19 protein-coding genes are annotated in these 22,886 nt (G+C 41.6%); all 19 read left to right on the top strand.

Annotated elements, in window-relative coordinates:
* Window positions 1-8: 8 nt before the first annotated feature.
* The 19 genes from ELQ35_RS13055 to ELQ35_RS12965 all read left to right on the top strand — a co-directional run bounded on the left by ELQ35_RS13055 (window position 9) and on the right by ELQ35_RS12965 (window position 22,870).
* Entirely contained in the window at window positions 9-1,367 is a 1,359-nt protein-coding gene (locus tag ELQ35_RS13055; protein ID WP_126865271.1) for an FAD-dependent oxidoreductase, read from the top strand.
* A 239-nt stretch (window positions 1,368-1,606) separates the two neighbouring features.
* Window positions 1,607-2,887 carry an MFS transporter gene (locus ELQ35_RS13050; protein WP_126865270.1) on the top strand — a complete coding sequence of 427 codons (1,281 nt, stop codon included), beginning with the start codon at window positions 1,607-1,609 and terminating at the stop codon, window positions 2,885-2,887.
* A complete protein-coding gene (locus ELQ35_RS13045; protein WP_126865269.1) occupies window positions 2,868-3,644 on the top strand; it encodes an SDR family NAD(P)-dependent oxidoreductase in 777 nt (258 codons plus the stop codon). The genes ELQ35_RS13050 and ELQ35_RS13045 overlap by 20 nt, the downstream gene beginning before the upstream one ends.
* Window positions 3,645-3,757: 113 nt before the next feature.
* Window positions 3,758-4,714, top strand: a complete 957-nt coding sequence (locus ELQ35_RS13040; protein ID WP_126865268.1) for a cyclase family protein — start codon at window positions 3,758-3,760, stop codon at window positions 4,712-4,714.
* 111 nt (window positions 4,715-4,825) lie between these two features.
* The gene (locus ELQ35_RS13035) at window positions 4,826-6,172 is read left to right on the top strand and encodes an FAD-dependent oxidoreductase (RefSeq protein ID WP_185861763.1); all 1,347 of its coding nucleotides are present in this window, start codon (window positions 4,826-4,828) and stop codon (window positions 6,170-6,172) included.
* A gap of 49 nt (window positions 6,173-6,221) precedes the next feature.
* The gene (locus ELQ35_RS13030) at window positions 6,222-6,944 is read left to right on the top strand and encodes a GntR family transcriptional regulator (RefSeq protein WP_126865266.1); all 723 of its coding nucleotides are present in this window, start codon (window positions 6,222-6,224) and stop codon (window positions 6,942-6,944) included.
* Window positions 6,945-7,076: 132 nt separating this feature from the next.
* Window positions 7,077-8,387: an Nramp family divalent metal transporter gene (locus ELQ35_RS13025; protein ID WP_126865265.1), complete on the top strand. Its 1,311-nt coding sequence runs from the start codon at window positions 7,077-7,079 to the stop codon at window positions 8,385-8,387.
* 251 nt (window positions 8,388-8,638) lie between these two features.
* Window positions 8,639-9,163 (top strand): DUF1572 family protein, encoded by a 525-nt coding sequence (locus ELQ35_RS13020; RefSeq protein WP_126865264.1) that lies wholly within the window; start codon window positions 8,639-8,641, stop codon window positions 9,161-9,163.
* A 539-nt stretch (window positions 9,164-9,702) separates the two neighbouring features.
* Window positions 9,703-10,614 (top strand): alpha/beta hydrolase, encoded by a 912-nt coding sequence (locus ELQ35_RS13015; RefSeq protein WP_126865263.1) that lies wholly within the window; start codon window positions 9,703-9,705, stop codon window positions 10,612-10,614.
* A gap of 81 nt (window positions 10,615-10,695) precedes the next feature.
* Window positions 10,696-12,492, top strand: coding sequence for a carbon-nitrogen hydrolase family protein (locus ELQ35_RS13010; protein WP_246026068.1), 1,797 nt, complete (start codon window positions 10,696-10,698; stop codon window positions 12,490-12,492).
* Between the two features lie 125 nt (window positions 12,493-12,617).
* Window positions 12,618-14,711 carry a PAS domain-containing sensor histidine kinase gene (locus ELQ35_RS13005; protein ID WP_185861762.1) on the top strand — a complete coding sequence of 698 codons (2,094 nt, stop codon included), beginning with the start codon at window positions 12,618-12,620 and terminating at the stop codon, window positions 14,709-14,711.
* A 2-nt stretch (window positions 14,712-14,713) separates the two neighbouring features.
* Window positions 14,714-16,084: a sigma-54-dependent transcriptional regulator gene (locus ELQ35_RS13000; protein ID WP_126865261.1), complete on the top strand. Its 1,371-nt coding sequence runs from the start codon at window positions 14,714-14,716 to the stop codon at window positions 16,082-16,084.
* A gap of 221 nt (window positions 16,085-16,305) precedes the next feature.
* Window positions 16,306-17,226, top strand: coding sequence for a DUF6282 family protein (locus ELQ35_RS12995; protein ID WP_126865260.1), 921 nt, complete (start codon window positions 16,306-16,308; stop codon window positions 17,224-17,226).
* Window positions 17,227-17,589: 363 nt separating this feature from the next.
* Window positions 17,590-18,198 carry an ABC transporter permease gene (locus ELQ35_RS12990; RefSeq protein ID WP_126865400.1) on the top strand — a complete coding sequence of 203 codons (609 nt, stop codon included), beginning with the start codon at window positions 17,590-17,592 and terminating at the stop codon, window positions 18,196-18,198.
* Between the two features lie 18 nt (window positions 18,199-18,216).
* The gene (locus tag ELQ35_RS12985) at window positions 18,217-19,221 is read left to right on the top strand and encodes an ABC transporter ATP-binding protein (RefSeq protein WP_126865259.1); all 1,005 of its coding nucleotides are present in this window, start codon (window positions 18,217-18,219) and stop codon (window positions 19,219-19,221) included.
* A gap of 12 nt (window positions 19,222-19,233) precedes the next feature.
* The gene (locus ELQ35_RS12980) at window positions 19,234-19,974 is read left to right on the top strand and encodes an ABC transporter permease (RefSeq protein WP_126865258.1); all 741 of its coding nucleotides are present in this window, start codon (window positions 19,234-19,236) and stop codon (window positions 19,972-19,974) included.
* Between the two features lie 23 nt (window positions 19,975-19,997).
* On the top strand, window positions 19,998-20,915 hold the full coding sequence (locus ELQ35_RS12975) for a glycine betaine ABC transporter substrate-binding protein (RefSeq protein ID WP_126865257.1): 918 nt from the start codon (window positions 19,998-20,000) through the stop codon (window positions 20,913-20,915).
* A gap of 1 nt (window position 20,916) precedes the next feature.
* On the top strand, window positions 20,917-22,221 hold the full coding sequence (locus ELQ35_RS12970; protein ID WP_126865256.1) for an MmgE/PrpD family protein: 1,305 nt from the start codon (window positions 20,917-20,919) through the stop codon (window positions 22,219-22,221).
* Window positions 22,222-22,303: 82 nt separating this feature from the next.
* Window positions 22,304-22,870: a Uma2 family endonuclease gene (locus ELQ35_RS12965; protein ID WP_221884968.1), complete on the top strand. Its 567-nt coding sequence runs from the start codon at window positions 22,304-22,306 to the stop codon at window positions 22,868-22,870.
* The last annotated feature ends 16 nt before the right edge of the window (window positions 22,871-22,886 follow it).

Below are 22,886 nucleotides of genomic sequence, written 5' to 3'. Positions count from 1 at the left end.
ATATTATCATGCAGGAAATGCAATGTGATGTGTTAGTCGTTGGAGGCGGTGTAACAGGGGTGGCTGCAGCTACTGCGGCAGCAAGAGCGGGGGCCAAAACGATCCTTGTGGAATCAAAACCCTTCGTTGGTGGAAATGCGACAACAGGACTATGTTTGCATAATTACATTACTAAAAATGGCCGTCAGGTGGTATTCGGGATTGCCCAAGAAATGGTTGACAAGCTAATCAAAATGGGGGGTGCTGTAGGCCATATTCCTTATGGTGGTTTTGTCCATTCTGTAACTCCTGTTGATGGGGAGCTGTTCCGAGTTCTATCAACTGAGCTTTTAGCAGAAGCTGGGGTAATCGTTTTGTATGGTGTTAATTTTATCGACACTGAAACAGATGGCGGGCACGTAAAAGGAGTACAAGTGGCTGTAAAAGGCGGACTCCGGACTATCAGGGCTAAAACCATTATTGATGCCAGCGGAGATGCCGATGTTGCAGTGTCTGCCGGGGCTAAATACAGCATGGGTGATGACAAGACCGGAAAAATGCAGCCAGTTTCAATGCTGCTGCGCTGCTACGGCACAAATAATAAAGAGATCGTTGATTCCATCGCGGTTTCCAAACCGGCAATGGCAACCAGGGCAGATCATCCTGAGCCTATCCCTGTTTATTTTAACGGGTCATTTAGCCAATGGAACGATATCATCGAAGAGCAGAAAATATTCCCAAATAAAGACCATCAGGTATATTTCAATACAGTCTGGCCTAATCAGGTCAATGTGAATACCTCCGCGGTAGTTGGTGTGGATGGTACAGAGCCTCTATCACTATCAAGGGCCACTGTCGAATTGACACAGCAAGTCTATAAAATATTCAAATTTTTAAAAGAAAATGTACCAGGCTTCCAAGACGCTTATTTTATTCCATCTATATTTGCCGGTGTCAGAGAAACGCGGAGAATTGAGGGGTTATACGAGATCAATGAAGACGATATCAATGCAGGCCGGAAATTCGAAGATTCAATCGGACAAATTTCATTCCCGGTCGATATTCATAATGTTGACACAGGGCAGCCGGAGTTCTACCAAATCGGCGATGACGGGGCATTTGATATCCCTTATCGCGCATTAGTTCCAAAAGGGTTAGATAATATTCTGGTTGCAGGCAGATGTGTATCGGCAACATCCTTTGCTCTCGGTGCTACGCGGAATATGGCACCATGCTTAGTAATGGGCGAGAGTGCCGGTGTAGCCGCGGCAATGGCTGCACAATCAAACGTGACCATGCCTGAATTAGACATGAAAAAGCTTCAGAATAAACTTGAAGAAAACGGAGTATTTTTAGGGGATCGCGGTAAAAAAACTGTAGATGCTTAAAGGGCCCTAATAATGAAGTAATGGCGGCATATCGTTGGTAATCCGTTTCGAATGTCCAGCAACGATATTGCCGCTGTTACCCTCAGTGATTCCTTTGTCGTTAGATGTTGTAAGCAAATGTGTTTATTTCTAAATTGTAAGCCCTTTCAAGTAGAGATAGTCACTATTCTTAAATTGTAAGAAGGTGGTAGATATAGTTGCTTTAATTAAAATGTTATGAATAGGAGGTTCGTTAATAGATGGAGAATAATCAAACTACCTTACAACCGTGGTATCGCAAGGTGTCAAAGGACCAATGGAAAACGCTTTTCGCTTGTTGGCTTGGATGGGCATTGGATGCCGTGGATTTCATAATAATAACCTATGTTTTAACGGATATTGCCAAAGAATTTGATTTAAGTCTAACTACTGCCAGCACGTTAATACTTGCAACTTTCGCAGTCAGGTGGCTGGGAGGAGCTGTTATTGGAAGTGTTGCCGATCGATTAGGCCGGAAAAAGGCGATGATAATAGGGGTTCTGATATATAGTGGCGCCACATTTTTATGTGGTCTGTCATGGGATTTCTGGTCTTTGTTCGTCTTTAGGTTATTGGTGGGTATCGGAATGGCGGGCGAGTACACCGCGGGAACAACATTGCTGCTGGAAAGCTGGCCTAAGGAACTAAGAAATAAGGCAAGTGGTTTTTTATGTTCCGGATGGGCCGCAGGCGGGCTATTGGCGTCTGTTCTCTACGGGCTTATTGTGCCTAACTTTGGCTGGCGAGCTTTGTTTTTCGTAGGAATTTTACCTGCGTTTATTACCCTGTATATGCGTTGGAATGTAGATGAATCCCGTGAATGGGAGGAAGCCAGACAGAAGAAGGGAAATACTAGAAAGTCCGTTTCGTTCTTCCAACTGTTTTCGCGCCAATGGTTCCCGATATTATTACTCATGACTATATTTGAGTTTGCTTTTTTTGGTTCACAATGGCCACTTTTAGGATTGATGCCCACTTATTTTAAGGATATTGGTTATGACGCCGTGGCGGTAAGCCAGCTTATGTTTATTGCAAATTTCGGGGGGTTGCTCGGAAATATCGCCTTGGGATTCGTCGCTGACCGGATTGGAACCCGACGTACCTTCGTATATACGTTTTTAGTAGGCCTCGTATTTGTAGTCCTGGCAACTATGGTTGGTCACACATCGATTGCCCTGCTTGGTATATTGATGTTCTTGGTGCTATTCACAATTCAGGGTATTTCAGGGTTGTGTCCGAAATACTTAGCGGATCATTTTGATGTGGAGGTAAGATCCGCCGGATTAGGGGTAGCGTATAATGTGGGTGCTATTGCAGGCGGACTTTCACCTGTTTGGGGAAGTGCCTTAAAGGAAGCTGTCGGTTTAGGCAACGCCATTATGATTCTTACAATCTTTTGGTCGCTGCTCGTTGTAATCTTTGTTGGGTTAAACATTCCGAAATGGGTGATAAAAAAACGGAGTGTCGGAGGTGCAATAGCTAATGATTCCAAGATTGGATAAAGATTGGGGAGAACAGGTTGCCGTAGTTACTGGAGCGGGATCTACACGCGGTATTGGGAGGGAAACAGCTTTACATTTCGGGAGGCTGGGTGCATCCGTTGTTGCCATAGATCGGGATCCAATCGTTGGAGAGGTCGCTGCCCAAATTAGGGCCGAGGGATCAAAGGCTATAGCGATAACTCTGGATGTGACAAAAGATGTTGAAATTCAGAGGGCGCTGGACCAAGTATTAAATGAATTTGGCCACATTGATATTCTTGTCAATAACGCAGGGATTACACGCCCCAATTCAATACTCAATATTAGCCGGTCAGAATGGGAGTTAGTTCTGGCAACAGATCTAACCAGCTCATTTGTTTTTACCCAGGAGGTGCTTCCTGCAATGATGAAGCGGAAATACGGCCGGATTATTAATCTGTCTTCAATTTCAGGCGAGCGCGGCGGGGTGCAAAATGGCTGTCATTACTCTGCTGCTAAGGCAGGTGTCATGGGGTTGACAAAGCATGTTGCACGTGAAATGGGTGGGTATGGAATAACCTGCAATGCTGTTTCTCCCGGGCTTATTGAAACTGATTTTGGAGGATTCACAGAAGGGGATGCTGGAGAGCGGCGCGCACTCTTGATGAAGGAGATTCCTGCTGGTAGATCAGGTTCGGCGGAGGAAGTTGCCGCCACAATTTGCTTTTTGGCTTCCCCTGCTGCAGGGTATATCACCGGCGAAATCGTTGATGTGAACGGCGGCTGGCATATTGATTAGAAAGGAAAATTAGACAGTATTAGGATTAATATGGATGTTGAGTAAATGATCAAGGATATTCGAACTGAACCAACTACCCCGTATAGAACTCTATCAAGAAAGGTGTGCAGTTGATGAAAAATATACGAGATTTGCTAGAAAAAGCCCCCCAAAATTGGGGGCGCTGGGGAGAAAGTGACGAAGTTGGCGCGGTAAACTTTCTTGGGAGCGCTGAAGTACTTCGTGGAATCTCCACAATTAAAGAAGGAAATATCTATACTTTGGGTCAACCAATAAATGATCCCCGTGGTGATCTTATCGGGCTTACAAGAAGGCCGCCGCAGCATCATATGGTTAGTGATAGGGGGATGTATGCAGCAAACAAAAAAGACGCGGTCACCGGCAGTGGGGGAGTCGAATTATCAGATGACCTAATATATATGTATACACACAGTACCACTCATGTCGATTCACTTGGCCATGCGTGGTATGATGGGAAGCTATATAACGGTTATGATGCAGAAACCACCACTGGGGGCTTGGCGAAAAACAGCATCCATCATGTTGGCAATAAAGGAATTGTTGGACGCTCTGTTCTTTTGGATGTCGCTCGTTATAAAGGAGTAGAGTGGGTTCCGGAAGGAGATGAGATTACCTTTGAGGACCTAATAAACACCGCAGCTTATCAGAATGTATCATTGGATAAGCGGGATATACTTTTGATTCGAACTGGTTTTTACCTTAACTATCTAAAGAATGGATCCCATGAATATTTTAGAAACGGTCTTAATGAACCAGGTATCACATTTACGAACGAATTGGCACACTGGTTTTATGAACAACAGATAGCTGTATACGGGACAGATACATTGGGAAGCGAGCAAACCCATTCGAGCCAAACGGGTACAACTCAACCTCTCCATCCCTACCTGATTACCCGTTTAGGGGTTTCGATATTAGAGACGTTGTGGCTTGAGGACATTGCAGCTGCATGTGCTGATGATGGACGCTATGACTTTTGCCTAGCAATAAGTCCCTTAAAGTTGGTGGGGGGCACTGCGAGTCCTGTAAATCCTATTGCCATTCGATGATCATGATATTAAAAAGAAGTTACAAAAATATTTACAATTTACAAATAATTATGTATATTATACATGTATACAAGTATACGATTGTGTTTATCTGAAAAGGAGGAAGTACTTATGAATGATTTTGATTGTGATGTTCTTGTTGTCGGTGGGGGTGTGACTGGTGTAGCTGCAGCCACGGCAGCGGCACGAAGCGGTGCCAAAACGATCCTTCTTGAGTCAAAGACGTTTGTTGGAGGAAATGCAACTACTGGACTTTGTCTTCATAATTACATTACGAAGTTTGGCAGACAAGTGGTATTTGGGATTGCCCAAGAATTAGTGGATCGCCTGAAAAAAATTGGCGGGGCAGTAGGTCACATTCCATATGGGAGTTTTGTTCATTCAGTCACACCGGTCGATGGAGAAATGTTTAGAATCGTATCTACGGAACTATTAGATGAAGCGAATGTCACCGTTTTATTCGGCGCAAATGTAATTGGCACCGAAGTTAAAGGGGGTAAAATCACGGGTGTTAAGGCGGCTGTAAAGGGAGGAATACGAGAGATCAGGGCCAAATCATATATTGATGCCAGTGGAGATGCTGATGTTGCAGTCTCTGCAGGAGCAAATTACACAAAGGGAGATCGTAAAACCGGGAAAATGCAACCGGTTTCTATGGTGCTTCGTTGTTTTGGAACAAACAATCAGGAAATTGCAGATTCCATTGCCGTATCAACGCCTGCAATGGCCACTCGCAGTGATTATCCAAAACCTTTTCCTGTTTATTTTAATGGTGCATTCAGCCAATGGAATGACATTATTCGTGAGAAAAAGATATTTCCAAATGAAGATCATAAAGTGTTTTTTAATACGGTTTGGCCGAATCACATCAATGTGAATACTTCTGCTGTCATTGGGATTGATGGGACGGATCCTCTATCTTTATCTCGTGCTACCGTTGAATTAACCAAGCAACTACACCGAATTAGTCAATTTTTAAAAGAAAATGTGCCAGGGTTTCGAAATGCGTATTTTGTTCCTTCTATATTTGCAGGTGTGAGGGAAACAAGAAGAATCGAAGGACTTTATGAAATTAGCGATGAAGATGTTACTGTGGGAAGGAAATTCGAAGATACGATTGGTCAAATTTGCTTTCCTGTTGATATTCACGATCCTGATACTGGACAGGCTTCCTTTTATGAAATTGGAGACGATGGAGCTTTCGATATTCCGTATCGTGCCATGATTCCAAAAAATGTAGACAATATTATCGTTGCAGGTAGATGCATTTCAGCTACGTCATTTGCCCATGGTTCAACTCGAAATATGGCACCTTGTTTGGTAATGGGTGAGAGTGCGGGTGTAGCAGCAGCACTTGCTGCAGAACACAATGTCAATATGCCGGAACTGGATATTAAAAAACTACAGGATACTCTCGAAGAACGTGGTGTATTTCTTGGAAAACGGGTTACACAGTAATAATATTCCAAATTCAGAACAGTCCATATTCACATCCAGGAGGAAGTAAATGGAATACCTAAAAGAACCATTCATAATAGAAGACGAACTTAATATAGAATCTCCGGGTGATTTTCCGCCTTATGTGCCGTTACGTGAGGCTGTCTTTCAAACTCTAAAAAAGTCAATTTTAAACGGTTCGTTAAAACCGGGTCAGTTATTAAGTGAAAATAAGATAGCAGACAAATTGTCGGTGAGCCGTACACCAGTGCGAGAGGCACTCAGGGTATTGGAAATGGAAAACATGGTCTCCATACTGCCAGGACGGAGAATAATTGTTTCGATCCCTACCATTCAAGACATTGAGGAAATATATCAAATACGATTGTTAGTGGAAACCGAGGCTTTGCGAAATATTACCCCGGATCATGTTTCACTTATTGAACAGTTGGAAGCATGCTTAGAAATCGCTGATACACAGCTTACATCCAAAGACCCTGCTGGGTTAGCGAGTACAAATTCTGAGTTTCACTCGATACTTGTATCATCACTAGGCAACCGCCGCTTAGAGCAGTTTATTGATACATTTCAAGATACAATAGTTCGTTATCGGCTTTATTCGTTATCTAATATCAAATGGGCAGGAGAATCAGAAGCTGAGCATTGGGAAATCCTTCAATACTTAAAAAACAAAAATACAGAAAGAGCTATTCAGGTTTTGGAGAAACACCTTTTGACCGCAAAAGAAGTGTTAACTTCGATTATTTCAGAAAATGACACAAAAGAGGACTAGGTATAGGATTAGTGTGTATTGATTGGAGGTGAACTTTCTGTTTTTTCTATAAAACATATGAAACTAGTATTTCTTATGAGTTGACAATTATTAATTAATGATAAAAATGATTTTCTAGGGAGGAAGTTATAAATGTCAATTCCTGCTGACCAAAGAGAAAAGGAAAAACCAACACAACCTCTCGCTCCCATTCCCTCCAACTTCCGTGAATATATGATTTCGTTTGGGCCAGGAATCGTTATGGTTCTAAGTTGGTTGGGTGCTGGAGACTTGGTAGATATGTCAGTTTCAGGTGCCCACTATGGTTATAATCTGATGTGGGGCATGGTTTTGGCATTAGTTTTAAGATATATCTTAGTAAATGTCATTTCCAAATACGCACTTACTAATGTTCATCAGGAGACCATTATCCAAGGATATAATCGATTAAGTAAATACTTGCCCTTGTTTTTCGGTATTTCTAGCCTTTTGCTAGCACACTTTTATGCAGCGTATCTAATTAAAGGAGCCGGAGAGGCGCTTTTGCATCTCACTAACGTCGGTAACACATTTTTCTGGTCAATCATCGTTGTGGTTGCTTCCCTTATCTTAGTTGTCAAGGGAATTTATAATACGGTAGAGATAACCATTAAAGGCGTTCTTATCTTAATGGTTATCAGTTTAGTCGGAAGTGCTTTATGGGTAGGGCCTGATATTCCCGCTATAGCAAAAGGTACGGTAGCTTTTAGCGTCCCGGAGAATGTAGGCGGGGTAGATACTTTAGTTTTTGTGTTCTCGTTAATCGGTGCTGTTGCTGGTTCCATGTCAAATTTAATCTATCCTTATCTGTTTAAGGAAAAGGGTTGGCAGGGCCCAAAATATCTGAAACTTCAGCGCTACGATTTATTGTTTGGAGTAGTAATGATTATTATTATCGATCTAGCGGTATGGACCCTAGGTGCTGAAGTTCTTTATCCAAAAGGTTTAACTGTTGAGAGCGTGTCAGATATGGCGAAAATGTTAACTTTAACATTAGGTATGTTTGGCGGTATTCTTTTCTATCTCGGGGTTTTAGGAGCCTGTTTTAAAACGGTTATCGTTTATGCACTTGGGTTTGGCACTCTTTTTGTAGATGCTGTTCATACTACCTTTCCTGAAAGAGCTAAAAAGTATGAACGGGAGTATACGAAAGATCCAATATACAAACTCACACTTCTTGTCACAGTCGTTTCACCCCTCATTTGGGCGCTTCCATCCATGCCTGGGTTTGTATACTTAACAATTATTGTTAATGCATTTCAAATCATTCTTTTACCGGCTGTCGCCATAGGATTGATGGTATTAACCAATCGCAAAGACCTACTAGGTGAGTATGCCAATAAATGGTGGGAGAATGTACTTTTACTCGTATTGATTGGATTGACTCTATGGTCTACGTGGCATCTGATCGTTAGCTTATTTTAGCTGTAAAATGTGTTATCATACGTAGGAAGGCCGCGCTTATATTATATCGGATTTTCGGATATCACAATTCGATCGAACCAACGTCCTATAAAGATGAACATGGTCTAAAATAAGAAATTAAACCCTGAAGCTTGAATTTCTGTAAGAAAAAATTTGAGCGTTATTTCCATATTCATTATTGAAAGCGATTGCAAAAGTGTAAATAAGTTAGGTATGAGAACATCCACATAACTTACATTTGGAGGTCTAATATGTCAAATAATAGTCCCTTATCTTCAGCGTATTTGAAGGTTATAAAATCACGATTTAGATATATTAAAAGGATGGCAGAAAAGACATTCGAACAACTGGATGACGAGGCATTATTATGGTTCCCAAACGACAATTCCAATAGTATAGCTACAATAGTTAAGCATATAAGCGGAAATATGGTAGCCCGCTGGACCGATTTCTTAAACTCAGATGGGGAGAATAATAGAGATCGAGATAGTGAATTTGAACATACTCTATTAACCCGTGATGAAATGTATGAGGTATGGAATAATGGGTGGAATGTGTTCTTCAAGGCATTAGACACAATTGAAGAAAAACATCTTCTGCAGATAATTGCGATTCGAGGAGAAACTCATACTGTAATTGAGAGTCTTGAAAGGCATATGTATCATTATTCCTATCATATTGGCCAAATCGTTTACATTGCAAAACAGCTTAATTCTGGAAGTTGGAGAAGCTTATCCATTCCAAAGAAAGTAAAAAATGAGGAACGGATTCTCTAGAAGGTAATTCAACATCATAAAAAGGAGCATTACAGCATCATATCAAAAAAATCCACTAAGATTGATGGGGTTCCTTTGAAAGAAAATCTTAACAGATAAAGAATAAGTCTGAGTTATAGCTAATGTATGGTCAGAAAAAAAATTGATCGCAATTCTATAATAAATAATTGATTCTTCGAGTTATGAAATAGTTCTCCTAAAAACGCCTCTACCGTTGTATTTCCATGCAACAGAAGAGGGTTTTTCTTTGTGTTCTGGGATTTTCACAGTAAACAGCTGCATTCTTAAAACATTTGTTGGCTAATCCTTACATGTTTAGGGAATTCCTTATGCTGTATAACTACTTGTCATAAAGTTAAGCAATTACGTAAAAAAAAATTAACAAATCTTCCGCAGTTGTTGCATTCCTTCGAAGTTCATTTTGAACTTATTCCCTCTATGTAGGCCTTTTTCTTTCTTTTACGTAGATTTTTGATTTGGCACATCAATTGCAATATCTATAAGTGAATTCATTTTATATCATTATTGGAGGGGAGAAAATGATTGAGCGTCAAATTCACTTTTATAGCGAAGGATTTAAGTTAGATGGCAGTTTGTATCTTCCAGACGACTACAAGCCAGGTGAGAAACGCCCAGCGATTATTCCAAATTCAGGGTATCAGGGGTTTAATGAATTTTATCCAAAATTATTTGCGAGGAATTTCACGGAAGCAGGATATGTATGCTTAGGCTTCGACTATCGCAGTTTTGCAAAAAGCGAAGGCGGTGAAGGGCGCGTTATTTTGGATGAACAGGTAGAAGATATTCAAAATGCGATTACTTTCCTTTCCATTCAGGAAGAAGTAGATCCGGATAGAATCGGATTGACCGGCTGGGGCATGGGGGCTTCGAATGTAGTCCGTGTGGCTGCAAAAGATAAGCGTATTAAGGCAGTTGCCGCTTTAAACGGATTTTATAATGGAGAAAGATGGTTGAGGTCGATTCATTCCTATGTAGAATGGATCGAAATCCTGAAAGCAGTCGATGAAGACAGAAAGCAACGTGTTTCAACGGGAAAATCAAAGCTGGCTCATCCGTTTATCCATTATCCGCTAGATCGGGCTACTGCAGATTATGTAGATAAAGAGCTTGCTATCCTTTCAGCATTCGGAAACCAAACAGTTCTGCAGTTTACCGATTCGATTATTAACATGAACGCCGAAAAAACAGTAAAAGATGTAAAGGTGCCGCTCTTTATCGCACACGGGGAAGGCAATTTATTGCATCCCCTAGATGAAGCAGAGCGTCTATATGAGTCAGCTACTGAGCCGAAGGAGCTATATATAATCGAAGGGAAACATAATGACTTTATGTATCATGACCATGAAGTCTTTCAGAAGTTGATGGGTCGATTAAAGGACTTTTTTGAAGTAAATGTAACGAAAAAGGAAGAAATAGTTAAAGCGGTGTGATTACAATTTAAAGATGAAGGGAAAACAGATGGCTCCATGCTAGCCATCTGTTTTTTAACTGTTAAACGAGGGGGAGTTATCATGGGGAATAGACGACCGTTTAAAGCGGCAATCATCGAGTTTAACCCCTGCCTAAACAACTTGAATGATAATATAAAGCATTTACTCAAAGAAGTAACCGAGGCTGCCGAAAAGGGCGCAAAATTAATTGTTACACCGGAAATGGCTACAACCGGTTACCATTACGAAAATCGCCGGGCGTTAAAGCCTTATATTGATACGATACCAGGAAAAACAACAGCCGCATTTGAAAAGGTCGCCAAACATTATCAGACACATATCGTTATTGGTATGGCAGAAGTTGATGTTGAAGATGGACTTTACTATAATTCGGCAGTACTAATCGGTCCTGATGGTTATATCGGAAAATATCGCAAAATACATCAATGGGCAACAGAAAACAGCTGGGCCAGTTGGGGAGACATGGGTGTTCCGGTATATGAGACGGAAATTGGAAACATTTCGATGATCATTTGTATGGATGCAAGTTATTTTGAATCCGCAAGAATCGCTGCCGTGAACGGTGCTGATATTCTTTGCTTTCCGACAAACTCAACGGGCGGCTCTCTTTCCATGCTGCAGGCCTGGGCAGAGATGAATGGATTATATGTACTGGGAGCAAACCGCTCGAATACAGAAAAAGGCTATCACATGATCGGGGCAAGCACTGTTTGGTCCCCAAACGGTGAGAAGCTTGCCGAAACTTCCTATATTGAAGAAGAGAAAACGAGGAATGAAACAACCATTATATATGCAGAAATTGATCCTGCGGAATACGACAATCGGTCAAAAAGAAGGCTTCAAAGTCGGCAGCCAGACCTATATGGTGATCTCATGTTACATATCGGACCATGGGACTTCACAAAATACGAGTTGATAAAAGAAGCAGAGGATGTTCAAGGAAATGAAATGAGCAATTGTGCAGCGCTATTGCAATACACTCCAGTAATTGGAGATAAAAAAGCAAACCTTTCAAAAATAAAGTCCCTTCTCAAAGATACCGCCGCAGAAACAAAGCCGAAGAAAGGCTTGTTATCGCTGGTTGTTTGTCCGGAACTTTCACTAACAGGACCTGTACATTCACTTGAATTGACGGCAATCCAACAACTTGGTGAAACCGATCATGATGAGACGGTGAACGAAATGCAAAAGCTTGCATGCATGTACCAAACTCATCTTGTCTTTGGGATGATAGAAAGCGACTCGCATGCCCTTTATAACACGGTAATGTTGCTGACGCCAGCAGGTGACATTGCTGCAAAGGCTCGTAAACTGCATGTAACAGAATCAGATGAACGGTGGGCAACCCCGGGTAAAGACATTGTCGTTACCTCTACAAAAGGAGTGGGGCGTGTTGGTCTTATGGTTGGCTATGATGCGGCCTTTCCGGAAACAGCAGGAGTTATGGCGGTAAACCATGCTGATTTCATTATCGTTCCGTCGTGCTGGCATGGTGATTACGGAAAGGAAATGGCGCTTCACACAAAGATGATGGAAAACAAATATCCGACTAATACAATGACAACATGGGATGCTATGGCAAGATTTGCACAGGCAAAAACACTTATTGCAAACTTTACCGGGACAAAGCTTGGCTGCAGAGGGGGGAGTGCTATCTATACACTTGATCCGATATACGGGGGAGAAACGCCGATTGTGGCATCTTCCGACAAGGAAGAAGTACTGGTAGTGGCTATCGCTCAAACCGAAAAAGATTGCTGGTTTGATCAGAATAAGCTATTACTATCTCGGCGTACACATTATTACCGGCCGCTTGTAAAAAAATTTGAACATGTTCCAATGCTTGACTGCAATTAAATAAGGAATTGTCGAATTTTAAAGGAAAAAGGTCCATATATGGCAAATGTATATAATACTACAATATGCAAGTCAGACATGGAACGATGTTTCTAAACACTTTGCAAACTACCGAGGTTATAGCTATGAAACTATTTCATTCACGTCTTACAAAACGTTATGTCATCATCGTATTAGTTGTAATCTTGTTTGTTTTAACATCGCTTTTTACAGTTGCTGTATATGTAATGAATGCATCTGTACGTTCACAAATGGAATACAGGGATGAGCTACTCACAAAAACACTTGGGGCGCAAATCGAAACTGTACTTCAACATGCCATTGCTGACATGAGACAAGTTTCCCCTGTGTTGGAGACGATTGAAAACACCAGTAAAAGTACGTATCAAAAGGAAATAGAGAAGATCATTTCGCAGGATCTTCTTTATTTATTTATTGAAATCTACCAAGAAAACGATCAGAGCCTCCGAATCCCCAATGTTCCGCTTGCTGGTTCAGCGCCGATCAACGCGGTTCTGGAGCGATTGTCATGGAGTAAAACAAGTTATATTTCAAATCTGATTGAACTTCCGGATGGGCGCAAGACGATAGTGATCGCATATCCCTCGACTAATGAGCAGGGAGACTACGCAGGAGCTGTAATTGCCTATTTAAATCTTAGCATCCTATCGGATCATCTCCAAAAATTCGCAATCGGCCAAGAAGGCATGAATGCGCTTGTTGACAGAAACGGCACAATTGTTGCCCATACAAATAAAGATTATATTGGGAAGTCGATTCAAAACCACAAAGTCGGCCTTAACTTAGAAAAGGAACGGTACGGGCTATGGAACGGGAATATCTTTGAAGAGCAAATGGTTGTCGCATACCGGCCGCTTCTTTTAGGAAATATCAGTCTCATTGCGGGTGAGCCCATTAAACAAGCACTGACACCGGCTAGACCGGTTACAGATTTACTAATCAAAGGCTTTATTATGGTGTTCATTATCGCCCTTGGACTTGCAGTATTCAGTGCATCGCGAGTGGTCCGTCCAGTCATGGCGCTTATTAATCAAGTACAGGACTATAAAGAAGGCAAACGCAAAGCCTTCCATATAGTCCATACAAACGATGAAATTGAAGATCTTTCCCTTGTTCTCTCAGAAATGGCAACAGAACTTCGTGAAAAAGAGAGAAGCATGTTTTATATTCTGGAATCCATTCCATACTGCGTTATTACCACAGACCAAGATGGCCGGATTATGACCTTTAATAAAGGTGCAGAGGAATTGATGCTGTATAATCGCGAAGAAGTTTTGGGCAAAAGTATTTTTGATTTGCCAATCAAACATAATATCCATGAATTCGTACTTCTAAAAACATTGAAGGAAGGAAAATCATTCGAAGAAGTAGAAAGCTATATTATTGATAAACAAAAGCAGACACATGATGTCCGCATTTATACATCGCTATTCAAAGGGGAACAAAATGAATATATAGGTTCTCTTTTGGTAATCAGGGATGTTAGCGAGCGTAAAAAGCTTGAAGAATTTTTAAGGCAAAGCGAACGTCTGGCCTCACTTGGGCAGCTTACCGCAGGCATAGCTCATGAAATAAAAAACCCGCTCAGCATTATTCAGGTTGCAGCCGAAACCATCCGCCTCCAGATAGATGACAGACTTGAAGATAAAGAGATCATTGATGAATTGACAGATGATATTTTGGTATCTTCTGAGCGGATGAACAAACTATTAACGAACTTTTTGAAACTCACAAAAGACGATGTACATAACGACGTGTCCTTTACAGATTTAATTTCGGTTACGGATGAGATACTGACTTTGCTAAGGAAAAAATTCAGCGAACAGGATGTAAAAGTGACCACCGATTACAAAACCAATCGAGCAGTAGTGAAAGGAAATCGGCATAAGCTTTCCCAAATGCTGTTAAACGTCTTGTTAAACGGTCTTCAGGCGATGAAAAACGGCGGCGCCATTCAGGTGACGATAAGAGGAGAGGCAGATTTTTGGCAGCTTTCTGTGTCTGATACAGGGGAAGGGATACCCGAAGACAAGCTGAAGTGGATATTTAATCCGTTTTACTCTACAAAGCCGGAGGGCACTGGGCTTGGATTGTCGATAGCCCATGAAATTACTGTACAGCACAGCGGCAAGGTTTGGGCAGAAAGTATAATCAACAAGGGAACAACCATTTACTTTCAATTACCAAAGGGAGAATGATCATGGAAAAGAGCATCTTATTTGTTGATGATGAAATCAGGCTTTTACGTTCACTATCTTTATCTTTTCGAAAAAAGGGATATCATGTTACGCTTGCTGCCAATGGCCAGGAGGCACGGAGAAAAATGTTGGAAAATGAAGTGGATCTGGTTTTTCTTGACTTAAATCTTCCAGATGCAAATGGTTTAGAGCTTCTTCAGGAATTCAGTTCTCTTTACCATCAAAAGGTTTTCATCATCATGACTGCTTATGGTGAAGTCGAAAGTGCTGTTTCAGCAATGAAGGCAGGGGCATTTGATTATGTTGTAAAGCCGGCAAAATTGGATGAAATTGAACTCATTATTAACAGGGCCTGCACCTGGCTAGGGATGAAACAGGAAAATCTTCATTTAAAAGAGCGGCTTAAGCACATGGAATCAACAAATGGTTTCATTAGCATCAGCCCGGAGATGAAGCATATCTATGAGTTAATTGAACGCGTTTCCTCAACAGACGCCACAGTCCTTCTTCACGGGGAAAGCGGAACCGGGAAAAGCATGATTGCCCGAATGATCCATAATTTAAGTGGACGCAATTCCGGTCCTTTTATTGCCGTGAACTGCGCTGCAATTCCTGAACAACTATTGGAGAGTGAACTTTTTGGTTATGAGAAGGGTGCATTTACCGGGGCAACTGCAAGCCGGGCAGGGAAATTTGAAGCTGCTCATGGCGGTACCATTTTCTTGGATGAAATTGGTGAAGTATCGATATCGCTGCAAGCGAAGCTGCTTCAAGCTGTTCAGGAAAAATCATTTATGCGTCTTGGAAGCAACCAGCTGAAACAGGTGGATGTTCGAATTATTTCGGCAACAAACCGTAATCTGAAACAGATGGTACAGGACGGGAGCTTCCGTGAAGATTTGTATTACCGTTTAAATATCGTCGATATGCATATGCCGCCACTCCGGAACCGAACTGATGATTTACAGCTGCTTATTGAAGAATTCTTAGAAAAGCACCGTAAAAAAATGAAGAAAAACTACCGGTTATCTTCACAGGTTATGAACATTTTGAAAAGCTATGAATGGCCAGGAAACGTTCGAGAACTGCAAAACGCAGTAGAGCGTGCCGTAGTTCTATGTAAAGACGAGGATTTATCCATTCAAGATTTCCCCCATGAAATACAGGGATTCAGCCAAACAAACCCTGTTTCAGGCGGACTTTTCGCTTTCGATAAAACAAAAACGCTCCCGGAACAGCTGGAAGATATCGAAAGACAATTTATACTAACTGCGATCGAGGAGCATCACGGCCAGATTGCTTCGGCAGCGAGAGAACTTGGCGTCTCAAGGCAACGACTGTTCTACAAATTAAACAAGTTTCTTGAACATTAGTATCATGCCATTCGAACGATCGAATGGTTTTTATTTTGATCCCATTTTTCTGAATTCCCGTTTAATACGAAAATTGCTTATACATTACAAAAATTTTCAAAATGAGAAAACATTTTAACGATCTTTTTAAACGTGGACCAAGACTCAAAGACAAACGTCCTATTAATTCTTGGCACAATTCTTGCATTTTCATTTAAAAACGAAAAAGAGGAGTTGGAGAGATGGATTTTCATTTTTTATTAAAAGGAGCAATTGAACTGCACTGTCACAGCTATCCGAGCATATTCCCAAGAAAGCAGACGGATTGGGAATTAATAGAGGATGTAAAAAAAGCAAATATGTCAGGGGTTGTGCTCAAAGCACATGAGGCTTCAACTGTAGACCGCGCTACACTTATAAGGTTGAAGGAGCCCGGCCTTCACGTATATGGGGGATTAGTGTTAAATCAGTTTACAGGAGGTCTGTCACCACAGGCTGTGGATGCGGCAATCCGGCAGGGGGCAAAAATCATTTGGATGCCTACCATTTCAGCCAATCAGCACTGTTGTCACTTTGGTCAAAAGAAAACGCGGTTTTTTAACAGTGATCGTCCGTTGGGCAATGAAGGAGATGGACTGACCATTTTAGATGAAAGCAAGCAGCTAAAACAAGAAGTCCATGAAATTCTCACGCTTATCGGCGAAGCAGATATTACACTCGCCACGGGTCATTTGTCCACGGAAGAGGTCGTTATCTTAATCGATGCGGCAAAAGAACATCATATTGAGAAAATCCTGATCCAGCATGCAGATCTCGGCATTGCACCGGTTCCCATAAACATACAGAAACAGCTTGCTAAGAAGGGAGCGATCATTGAGAAGTGTTATTTAGCGTGCAGTGAGGACTTTAAAGATCTTTCGCTCGCTCAAATGGCTGAATCCATCCGTGAAATCGGCGCTGAATCATGTGTGCTTGTTACAGATTATGGCCAGGACCATAATATTCCGCCGATTGAAGCATTGAGCCATTTTGTCGAAGAAATGCTGGAAGCAGGCATAACAAGCCGTGAGATAGAAACGATGATTGTTCACAATCCAAGAAAGCTTCTTGGTATTAAAGACGAGGTGAGAAATAATGCAGGAACAGCTTATTACGTATATTGAAACGATCGTATCGAAAATCGGGCGGAATTTATAACCTTCTCCATTTTGAAGAATCCATGGAAATTTTAGATGCAAAGATGAAACATGCGGAAAACACACACGCAGCAACCATTGTCACGACAATCCCGGCTGTCTGCTGCAAAAAAGTAAAAAACTTTTTACATTCAGCGAAAAAAAATTTAACAAACCAGCCTGCTTTTCCGCTAAATAGGAATAGAATAGGGTGATTTTTCGGGATTTAACGTTGGCACGCTTCTTGCAAAGATAAATGATTAAGTATTTCGAAATTTTATTTTGGATTAAAGGAGGGATTTATCGGTGGAGTTCTTTGAATTTTTCAGTACTAGCTGGAACGAGATCCTGATGATGACATGGGAGCACATTCAGTTAGTGGGTCTTGCAGTCGGGGTAGCCATCTTGCTAGGCGTTCCTTTTGGGATATATATTACCCAGCATGAAACGCTTTCAAATTTAGTGTTAACCGTTGCAGGCATTATCATGACGATTCCCAGCATTGCCCTTTTTGGTATCATGATTCCAATCTTATCAGTCATTAATCAGGGAATCGGCTTTTTACCAGCCTTTCTGGCACTCGTTTTGTATTCACAGCTGCCGATTATCAGGAATACATTTATCGCTATTAAGAATGTGGATCCAAACATGCGCGATGCCGCAATTGGCATGGGAATGACAACGTGGCAGCGTCTTCGTAAAGTCGAGATTCCGATCGCACTTCCGGTGATTATGGCCGGGATCCGCACGGCAGTGGTATTAACAATCGGAATTGGCGCAATCGCTGCCTATATCGGTGCAGGAGGGCTTGGGGAGTATATTGCACGGGGCATCTCAACGAGCTACACCACAATGGTCCAGGTTGGTGCTGTTTCTGTTTCCGTCCTAGCGATTGTAGCTGATTACTTACTCGGTCGCATACAAAAGCAAGTGTCACCAAAAACAGCTCATTCAAAATAGGAAAGGGGATAGAGACCGATGATTACTTTTAGCAACGTATCGAAAATATATGAAAGTACTGGCAAGAAAGTAACAGCTGTAGATCATGTGAACATGTCTGTTGAGGAAGGGGAAATCTGTGTGTTTTTGGGTCCGTCCGGCTGCGGGAAAACGACACTTCTCCGTATGGTAAACCGGCTCGTTCAGATCACCGAAGGTTCGATAGAAATCGACGGGAAGGATATTCAAGCGCTGGATTCAATTGAATTAAGGCGCTCAATCGGTTATGTCATCCAGCAGAACGGCTTGTTCCCCAACATGACGATAGAAGAAAATATAAATGTTGTCCCAAAAATGCTGGGATGGGATGCAGGAAAAAGGAAGAACCGCTATAAAGAATTGATGGAAATGATGGGTCTCAATCCAGAAGAATTTCGTAAGCGCTTTCCATGGGAGTTATCCGGCGGACAACAGCAACGGATTGGGGTAGCCCGTGCCCTGGCAGCCGACCCGCCTGTTATGCTAATGGATGAGCCGTTTGGTGCTCTTGACCCAATTATTCGTGACCATTTACAAAATGAATTTTTACGTATTCAAAAAGATGTGAAAAAGACGATCCTCTTTGTCAGCCACGATATTGATGAAGCGATACGGCTGGGTGATAAGATTGCCATTTTCAATCAGGGACAATTAATGCAGGTTGGAACGCCTGATCAGATTTTATCAGATCCGAAAAATGAGTTTGTAAGAGACTTTATTGGAAGCGACCGTGAAATCAAGCGACTGACATTATTAACAGTCAAAGACCTGCTAAATAAGGGGAAAAAGGGAAACCGTAAATCGAATCTCACAGCGGAGATAAACGAGTTCTATGTCACGCTTGATACAGACTTGCGTAATGCGCTAGCAGTTTTATTGGCATCACCAACAGGAGAAGCGGTAATAGTTGATCAAAGAAACCAGCCGCACGGAATATTAACCTTCACTGATTACGAACTATTAACGGGTGTGCATCCTTCAAAACTCAAATCGATTGTTCATTAAGGCGGTGATGACATGAAAGGAAGAAGTAAAGTTGAAACGATGATCCGTATCGGGTTATATGCACTGTTAATCGCGCTATTTGTCTATGCATTCCAAATAGGCGCATTTACATATATTGCAGAAAATCCAAGTGAAATAGCTTACCTGGTTGGGCAGCATATCAGAATGGTTGCGATATCATCTGCAGCGGCGATTTGTTGTGCGATACCTTTGGGGATTTTCATTACTAGACCCCAGTTTAAAAGATTTGAATTTCTTGTTATCAACTTTGCAAACATCGGACAGACCGTCCCAAGCATTGCGATCCTGGCGCTGGTAATGACTTATTTAGGCTTAGGCTGGCAAACTGCAGTTTTTGCACTTTGGTTTAGTTCCCTGCTTCCCATTTTACGGAATACAATTGCAGGCATCGATTCCGTCCATCCCGCCATTATTGATGCAGGAAAAGGAATGGGGATGACGCAAAAGTTAATTTTGTGGAAACTTGAGCTTCCAAATGCGTCGTACGCCATTCTGGCAGGGATCCGTACGGCAACCGTAATTAACGTTGGAACCGCTGCTCTCGCCTTTTTAATCGGAGGCGGCGGACTGGGCGACCTTATTTTTACGGGTATATCCCTTTATGACACGGGAATTATGCTGTCAGGTGCCTTACCCGTCATTTTACTTGCGATTACGATTGATTTCATGTTAGGAATCTTTGAAAAACTGATTATACCAAAAGGTTTACAGCGTAAGGTCGAAGCCATTTAGTAAAAATACGAGGGGGAAATAGGATGAAAAAATTTATTTTAGTAGTTTGCAGTTTGCTGCTTGTATCAGCACTTGCCGCATGCAGCTCGAAATCAACGGCAGGTTCAGGTGAAAGTAAGGGAAAAGTCACCGTAGGCGGGAAGGACTTTACTGAGCAGCACATCTTAACGAAAATGACATCGATCTATTTAAAAGAAAAAGGATATCAGGTTGATGAAGCCAGCAGCATGGGAAGTACGGTTGCCCGCTCCGCACTGGAAAACGGACAGCTTGACGTGTACTGGGAATATACAGGTACGGGGCTAATGGTCTATTTAAAACAACCGGTTGAGACAGATCCTCAGAAAGCATATGAAAAAGTAAAAGAAGCAGACAAAAAAAATGGCCTAACATGGTTAAACAAATCTGAATTCAACAACACTTACGCAATTTTAATGCGCCAGGATCAAGCAAAAAAATTGGGCATTGCCTCCATTTCAGATCTTGCAGAATATATAAATAAAGATTCCAGCAAGTATAAATTCGCAACAAACTCTGAATTCTATGCCCGTGAAGATGGTCTGAAAGCACTACAGAAGAAGTATGGCTTCGCATTTCCCCAGAAAAATGTCGTGAAAATGGATACAGGCCTCTTATATAATTCATTGAAAGAGGAGCAAGTCGATATCGCGGTTGGCTTTGCGACAGACGGACGCATTAAAGGGTTTGATCTAGTTGTGTTAGAAGATAACGAACAATTCTTCCCAGCCTATAACGGTGTCCCGGTTATCCGTGAAGAGGTATTAAAAGAGCAGCCGGAAGTGGGAGACCTTCTAAATGAAATGGCAGATCGTCTAGATGGAGATACGATGAAAGACTTAAATTACCGGGTTGACGTTAAACATGAAGACGTAAATAAAGTTGCAAGAGAGTGGCTTGTTGAACAGGGAATGCTAGATTGAGATGAAAGTGAATGGCCCACTCATTACCTATATTGAATCTGAATCGATAAAGTATTTGGATAAAGGCACATTAAATACTCTCAAAGAAGCGCTAGCAGACATTATCGCTTGTACTATTGCAGGTAGGAATACGAATGCAGCAGAGATTGCAAAAGAATTTGCTGTTTCGCAATGGGGGACGGGAAACAGTTCGCTTTTCCTGTTTCCTGATAAATTAACGACTGCCGGAGCATCTTTTGTCAATGCGACAATGGCAAATGCACTCGATTTAGATGATGGACACCGCCTTACAAAAGGGCATCCCGGCGCGGTTATTTTTCCCGCGGTACTCGCCGTTGCAGAAGAGAATAATATAAGCGGAGCAGAGTTTTTGACGGCACTCCTTATAGGCTATGAAGTGGGGATCCGTGCTGGCATTGCAGTACACCTGGTCCGGCCAGATTATCACTGCACCGGTTCATGGGGAGCAGTGGGAGCTGCCGCTGGTGTTTCATACATTTTAGGACTTATGGGAGAAACAATTGAGCACGCACTGGGGAATGCAGAATATTTTGGTACCTATTCTCCAATGATGCGCTGCATCGAACATCCTTCTATGTTAAAAGATGGGATTAATTGGGGCTGCATGGCCGGGGTAAGTGCAGCTCATTTAGCAAAAGCAGGCTATACAGGGATTCCATCATTATTTACAACAGAAGAAGCAGAAGAGCTTACAGATGATTTGGGAACAAGTTATCGTGTAAATGAACTGTATTATAAGCCGCATGCATGCTGTCGATGGGCGCAGCCAGCTATTGAAGCAATTAGGGGAATTCAAACTAAACATCCATTGGTATCCAGCAATGTGAAAAAAATAGTCATTCATACATTTACAGAATCTGCAGCATTATCGAAAGAGTATCCAGAAACTACAGAGGAAGCACAGTACAATTTGTTTTTTCCCGTTGCAGCATATCTTGCTTATGGTGAAGTTGGTCCAAAACAAGTACTAGACCATCTGGATGATCCAATTATTCTGGGCATGATGGACAAGGTTTCAGTGGTAATTGATCAACAACTTAACGAAGCATTTCCTGAAAAAGCATTAAGTATGGTTAAAATAGTAATGCAGGATGGGAGCACTTATCAATCTGATATTATACAAGCAAGAGGAGACTATGATTATCCGTTGTTGGCTGAAGAAAAAAAAGAAAAGTTTTTCTGGCTGACAACGCCAATCCTAGGACAAGAAACTGCGAAGAGGTTATTAGAATCCATTCAAAACATCGAACATATGAAAAGTATTAGAGAGCTTATGCAGGTCTAATAAAGGACACTTTCTCAGTAGTCAGTTTTTACTTTTTCAGAAATGTTGTTAAACTATTAGTAAACGAAGGAGGTGTCCCTTTTTGAGTTTCAATCAACCTCATCTTAAGAAAGTATCATATGCTGAATATTTAACCTGGCCTAATGAGCCACGTTATGAAATCATTGATGGCATCCCCTATCTTCAAGCCGCGCCTTCACGGCAGCATCAACGTCTTGTCACTCAATTAACCGGTGAATTATATACTTTTTTAAAAGGGAAAACATGCGACGTGTACACGGCACCGTTTGATGTTAGATTATCATCTGCAGAAGATGAGCAAGAATACCATGTCGTTCAGCCGGACATTAGCGTAGTATGTGACGAAAGAAAATTAGACGATAAAGGATGCAAAGGAGCTCCTGATCTCATCGTAGAAGTTCTATCTCCTTCCACATGGCAAAGAGACCGTATTGAGAAACTGAATAAATACCAAGGTCATGGAGTAAAAGAATACGTATTAATTTATCCTAACGAGAAGATCATCGAGCAATATACTCTTGCAGAACAAGGTATGTATGAAATCCCTAAAATCTACAATATAGAGCACATATTTCGGTCTGATATCCTTCCTGGGTTTGAAATTCCTATGAGTGACATCCTATTTTAATGCAATTTAAAAGTTT

The organism is Peribacillus cavernae (assembly GCF_003989135.1).
Classification (GTDB): domain Bacteria; phylum Bacillota; class Bacilli; order Bacillales; family DSM-1321; genus Peribacillus; species Peribacillus cavernae.
Note: the sequence above shows the minus strand (reverse complement) of the source record. Positions and strands in the feature narration are given on the sequence as shown.